The 5838-nt window shown below is 67.6% G+C and carries 5 protein-coding genes and 1 pseudogene; 3 read left to right on the forward strand and 3 right to left on the reverse strand.

Annotation, left to right across the window (positions count from 1 at the left end; all coding sequences use genetic code 11):
• Nucleotides 1-256 (reverse strand): annotated as a pseudogene (locus ACAM49_RS38305) (hypothetical protein); the annotation flags it as partial.
• A 108-nt stretch (nt 257-364) separates the two neighbouring features.
• Nucleotides 365-2428 carry an NAD-dependent DNA ligase LigA gene (gene ligA, locus ACAM49_RS38310; protein WP_369640420.1) on the reverse strand — a complete coding sequence of 688 codons (2064 nt, stop codon included), beginning with the start codon at nt 2426-2428 and terminating at the stop codon, nt 365-367.
• 158 nt (nt 2429-2586) lie between these two features.
• On the opposite strand from ligA, the gene ACAM49_RS38315 reads away from it, so the two are divergent.
• From ACAM49_RS38315 to ACAM49_RS38325, 3 genes are all read left to right on the forward strand, one after another.
• Nucleotides 2587-3006 (forward strand): PPOX class F420-dependent oxidoreductase, encoded by a 420-nt coding sequence (locus tag ACAM49_RS38315; protein WP_369640417.1) that lies wholly within the window; start codon nt 2587-2589, stop codon nt 3004-3006.
• Between the two features lie 166 nt (nt 3007-3172).
• A complete protein-coding gene (locus ACAM49_RS38320) occupies nt 3173-4396 on the forward strand; it encodes an ATP/GTP-binding protein (protein ID WP_369640418.1) in 1224 nt (407 codons plus the stop codon).
• Nucleotides 4397-4549: 153 nt separating this feature from the next.
• Nucleotides 4550-4855, forward strand: coding sequence for a hypothetical protein (locus ACAM49_RS38325; protein ID WP_369640421.1), 306 nt, complete (start codon nt 4550-4552; stop codon nt 4853-4855).
• Between the two features lie 24 nt (nt 4856-4879).
• Here the strand turns inward: ACAM49_RS38325 and ACAM49_RS38330 are convergent, their stop codons facing one another.
• On the reverse strand, nt 4880-5704 hold the full coding sequence (locus ACAM49_RS38330) for a hypothetical protein (protein ID WP_369640419.1): 825 nt from the start codon (nt 5702-5704) through the stop codon (nt 4880-4882).
• Nucleotides 5705-5838: the final 134 nt, after the last annotated feature.

The following is a 5838-nucleotide window of genomic DNA, read 5'->3' on the forward strand; positions in this document are numbered from 1 at the left end:
CGAACGGGGTGCCGGGGCGGGCCATGGTGAGTGAGCCGAGGAGTTCGTCGCCGCGGACGGCCACCAGGATCTCGGCCGAGGCAGCGCGGGTGGCGGTGTCGGCCAACTCTGCGACGTAAAGACTTTGGGGATTCACGTGCCCCTCGCCCACGTAAACCTCGACGGTCAGCTCACCGATCGCCGCGTAATCCCCCGGCTCGGCAACCCGAATCTCCACCACGCCATCACCCTTCGCCCGCTCATCCGCCACACCCATCACCCAACTCCATCCTCAACTAACCCAACACCAGACCTGGACCATTGATCACCATGCACTGGCGCAGGCATTTCCCGAGAAGGGGCCTGCCCCAGTGCGTGTTGATCTTCATGAGACGGCTTCGGGGCCGCCCTCGAGGAGTTTGACGAAGCCCTCCTCGTCGAGGATGGGGACGCCGAGTTCCTCTGCCTTGTCGGCCTTCGAACCGGGGGAATCGCCGATGACCACGAAAGCTGTCTTCTTGGAGACGGATCCGGCGGCCTTGCCGCCGCGAATCAGGATCGCCTCCTTCGCGCCGTCGCGGGTGAAGGTCTGCAGGGAGCCGGTCACCACGATGGAGAGGCCCTCGAGGTTGCGTTCGATGGACTCGTCGCGCTCGTCTTCCATGCGGACGCCGGCGGCGGCCCACTTGTCGACGATGTCGAGATGCCAGGGGACGGTGAACCATTCGGTGACCGCGGCCGCGATGGTGGGGCCGACGCCGTCGGTGGCGGCGAGTTCCTCGGCGGAGGCCTCGCGGATGCGGTCCATACTGCCGAAGGCGGTGGCTAGGGCCCGGGCGGCGGTGGGACCCGCGTGCCGGATCGAGAGGGCGACCAGTACGCGCCACAGCGGGCGGTCCTTGGCGGACTCCAGATTCTCCAGCAGCCGTTTGCCATTGGCGGACAGCGTGCCGTTCTTGTTGGTGAACAGCGTGGTGGTGAGCAGCTTCTCCTCGTCGAGGGAGAACAGATCGCCCTCGTCGCTGATCGCGCCCGACTTCAGCAGGTCGATGGCGGCCTCGTAGCCCAGCGCCTCGATATCGAACGCACCGCGCCCGGCCACGTGGAACACCCGCTCCCGCAACTGCGCCGGGCAGTGCTGCTGGTTGGGGCAGCGGATATCGGCGTCGCCCTCCTTGGCGGGCGCCAGCTCGGTGCCGCATTCGGGGCAGTGCGTGGGCATGACGAAGGCGCGCTCGGAACCGTCGCGGGCATCGACCACCGGTCCCAGCACCTCGGGAATCACGTCACCGGCCTTGCGAATGGTGACGGTATCGCCGATGAGCACGCCCTTGCGCTGCACCTCGGAGGCATTGTGCAGGGTCGCCATGGCCACCGTGGAACCCGCGACGGTGACCGGCTGCATAACCGCGAACGGCGTAACCCGGCCCGTGCGACCGACATTCACCTGAATGTCGAGCAGTTTGGTGGTGGCCTCCTCCGGCGGGTACTTGTAGGCGATGGCCCAGCGCGGCGCGCGCGAGGTCGAACCGAGACGCCGCTGCAGGCTGAATTCGTCGACCTTGATGACCTGGCCGTCGATCTCGTGCTCGATATCGTGGCGATGCTCGCCCCAGTACTTGATGCGGTCGACCACCGCGTCCGCGCCCTGCACGCGCACCGTGTGCGCCGAGACCGGCAGACCCCAGGCGGCCAGCGCGCGATACGCCTCGTACTGCGACTCCGGCGCGAAGCCCTCCAAACGCCCGAAACCGTGGCAGATCATGCGCAGCCGCCGCCGGGCCGTCACCGCCGGATCCTTCTGCCGCAGCGAACCGGCGGCGGTATTGCGCGGATTCGCGTACGGCGGTTTGCCTTCCGCGACGATCGCGGCATTGAGCGCCTCGAAGTCGGCGAGCGTCATGAACGCCTCGCCGCGCACCTCGAGCAGCTTCGGCACCGGGAAATCTTCGCTGTGGGTCAGCTCGTGCGGGATGTCCTCGATGGTGCGGGCATTGAGGGTGACGTCCTCACCCGTGCGCCCGTCGCCGCGGGTCGCGCCGCGCACCAGCTTGCCGTCCTCGTAGACGAGGTTGAGCGCGACACCGTCGATCTTCACCTCGCAGACGTAGTGGATGTCCGCTCCGGCGTCGGCCTCCACCTTGGCGATCCACTGCCGCATCTCGTCCTCGTTGAAGACGTTGTCCAGCGAGTACATCCGCTCCAGGTGATCGACCGGCGCGAACTCGGTGGTGAAGCCGCCCCCGACCACCTGGGTCGGCGAATCCGGGGTGCGTAGATCCGGATGCGCCTCCTCGAGCGCCACCAGCCGATTGAACAGCTCGTCGAACTCACCGTCGGTGATGATCGGCGCGTCCCGCACGTAGTAGCGGAACTGATGGTCGCGAACCTCCTCCGCCAGCCGCTGCCACTCGACCCGCTCGTCTCCGCTCGCCGCGGTGATCTCCACGCCTGATTCGCTCACAACAGGCACTCTATCGCTCCCCGCCGACAGGTTTGATCAACATTCCCGCACGTCGCGCCGTGTTATCGCGGTTGGCGAGCCGGTCGCTCGAGCGAATTCCCGCGCCCGGGAACACCCCCGCAATCGCCCCGGTTGCAGCTGTCATGGACCTTGCCGAGGCACTCGATTTCGCGCGCTCCCACCATCGTTCGGTGCTGACCACGATTCGCCGCGACACCCGCCCGCAGCTGTCGAATGTCACGCACTGGACCGGTGACGACGGGCTCATCCGCATCTCCATCACCGCGGACCGTGCCAAGTACCACAATCTGCGCCGCGATCCGTGGGCCGCGCTGCACGTCACCAGCGACGACTTCTGGTCCTACGCGGTTCTCGAAGGCGAGACCACCCTGTCCCCCGTGGCCGCCGATCCGCACGACGAGACCGTCGAGGAGCTGATCCGCTACTACCGCGCGATCAGCGGCGAGCACCCGGACTGGGACGATTACCGCCGCGCCATGGTCGCCGATCGCCGCGCGGTCGTCCGATTCAAACCCACCCGCGCCTACGGCCTGACCCGCTGACGCTGCGCTGTCGTGCGCTGACGCGGTTGGCGCACACCGCCATTCGGCCATAGTGAAAATCCGGATGTCGCCATCCGGCTGCTGAGCGACGGAATCGTCCGAATAAGGTGAGTCGCATTTCCGACCCGCTACCGGCAGGATGTCCAAGGTGTTGCGTAGTTTTCAGGTGACGAACCATCGGTCACTCGCCGAACCGCAGGAACTGCGGCTCACCCGGGGTAGCGGGCCGATCGCCACGCCCGTCACCGCCGTGTACGGCGCGGCCGCCACCGGCAAGACCGGACTCATCGACGCGCTCGACAAGATGCGTGACGCCGTGCTGAACTCGGTGTCCGGCTGGGATCCCTACTCCGGTCCGGTGCGCACGCCGCACCTCGGATTCGCGGACCGCCCTTCGGAATTCGTGGCGAACTTCGTGGCGGAGGGCTGCCCGTACACCTACGGGTTCCGGCTCGACAATGCCGATGTGGCCGCCGAATGGCTGCACTCGCATCCGCACAATCGCAAGCGGGTGGTGTACGAGCGGGCGGGCGACGATATCCGCATCGGACCGATGTTCGAGGCCGCTCGGTACGGTCTGGGGGCGGTGGTGCCGCTGGTGCGGCCGAATGCCTTGCTGCTCAGCCTCTCCGGGCAGCTGTACGCCGAACCCCTGGTGCCCGCCTACCGCTGGTTCCAATCGCTGCTGGAAGTGCAGTGCGGACAACCCGATACCGCCGAGATCGCGCACCGGGTGGGCTCGCACATCTCGCGCTCCACCGATCACGCGGTGCGGCTGCTCACCCTGCTGCGCGCCGCCGACCTGGGCATCACCGATCTGCTGCTGCCGTCGGACGACCCCATGTACGCCGACTACCTGCGCGACCTGGACACCGATATCGCCTCCACCACAAAGGAAATCGAGTCCTGCATCAGCTCGGCGAACTACGCCGAGGAGATGTTCCTCGAACACGGCATCACCGTCACCCTGCTGCAGCGCGAACTGGCCAACCTCTACGCCGCGCGCGACGCGCTGTACTCGCGCATGGTGGCCCGGCGCGGTGTCGGCCTGGGCCTGAGCCACGAGGGCATCGAGACCGCCTTCGATATCACCGACGAATCCAGCGCCACCCTCGCCATGCTGCGCCTGCTCCCGCCCATGCTGGACGCCCTCGACACCGGCGGCGTGCTCGCCGTCGACGATATCGACGCCGCCCTCACCCCCGAAACCGCCGACAGCCTCATCCAGCTGTTCCAGAACCCGGAGACCAACACCCAGGGCGCCCAACTGGTCTTCACCACCGCCAACCGCACGCTCATCGACCGCGGCAACGGCCGCTCCCAATCCAAGCGCACCACCGTCTGGCAGCTCCGCCGCCACGAAGGAGTCTCCGAACTCACCGCCCAGTAGTCCCGACCGGGGTCGATCGCGACCCCGCCTAGCATGGACCTCATGCTCACGCAGCTCATGTTCATCCTGCTGATCGGTGCCGCCCTGGCCGCCGCGCTCGTCTACTACCGCCGCGGCAATGGCGGCGGTTCGCGCGGCCTGTCCGGCGACCCGATGTGGGGCGGGCCGAACACCTCCCCCGTCGGCCTGGAGTCCGGCACCCTGTACGTCACCGGCGTGAGCCCCCGCCCCGACGCCCCCGGCGAGCAATACGTCACCATCAGCGGCAGCATCTCGGGCCCCTCCGTAGTAGCCCACGAGGTCTACGGCCGCTTCGCCTGGGACACCTTCCAATGGCCCGCCATCGGCGACCAGATCCCGGTCATGTACCCCTCCGGCAAACCCGACAAGTGGCAACTAGACCACCCAGGCGCCCGCCCCTACTTCGGCTCGAAGCGGCCGCGAGGCGAAGGCTACTGAGTTGTCCCGCAGCGGGATTGGCGGCTAGTCCTCGTCGTGGGACAGGTGGTCACCGTTCTCGTAGTGATCGGCGCCGGGATAGAAGAAGGAGTCGACGGGCGGCAGCGCGCCGTGAATGTGGCCGAAGGGCGTCTCCACCGCGATGACCGGCGGGCCGTCCTCGGGGTCCCGCCAGACGTGGATATCCCAGAACCGGCCGTGGGTTGGGCCGAAGCTGCGGGTGGGCAGCGGGAACAGTTCGCCGGAGCTCTGACCCAGGAACGCCTCGGCGGGCGGCTCGGCCGCGAATCCCCATTCCGGCAGCGTGTGGACGCCCTGCTCGTGAACGAACCAGTCGGACTGGCTGATACACAGATCAGGAGAGGTCGGATACTCCCCGGGCGTGTACATCACGCCGTGCGCCCAACCTGCCAGCACGTAAGGGAAATTCAGCGTGTAGGGGTCGATGTGCTCGCCCAGCGGTGTCTCCGCGAGCGAGCGATACAGCAGCATGCCGGGATTGCCTGAATAGACCTGCTTTTCGAGGATCGCCTCGGGGCGGGCGATGGCCACCCCGAGATTCTTGAAGTTCACATGCAGATGCGTCGGCAATGACCAGTGGCCGAGGGCCGCTAACGCGGCCAAGTCCCCGGCATCGCGCAAGGTGGTCAGACCACCCAGGCGGGCCAGCAGTCGAGCCTGATCCTGACGCAGGGAGGACTCCCGCTCGGCGCCCTCGCAGTACCCGATACCGCCGCCCGGCTGCGATGAGCCGGAGGCATCCGGTGCGGCGGACGCGACCGCCGCACCCGTCATGAACAGGGCGGATGACAAGGCGAGCACGCCGATTCGGCGTCGGGCACCGATCACGTCGTGGACAGTAGCAACGCACCGACCGCCGGTATCGGTGGCCAGACCGCGTGTCGGGCAATCGGCCTGACCACCGGACCACGATCAGCGGCGGGTCGCGGCGATAGTGCCGATGCGGGGGTCGAGGGGGGCGG

The sequence above is a fragment of the Nocardia sp. JMUB6875 genome (genome assembly GCF_041154655.1).
Lineage (GTDB): Bacteria > Actinomycetota > Actinomycetes > Mycobacteriales > Mycobacteriaceae > Nocardia.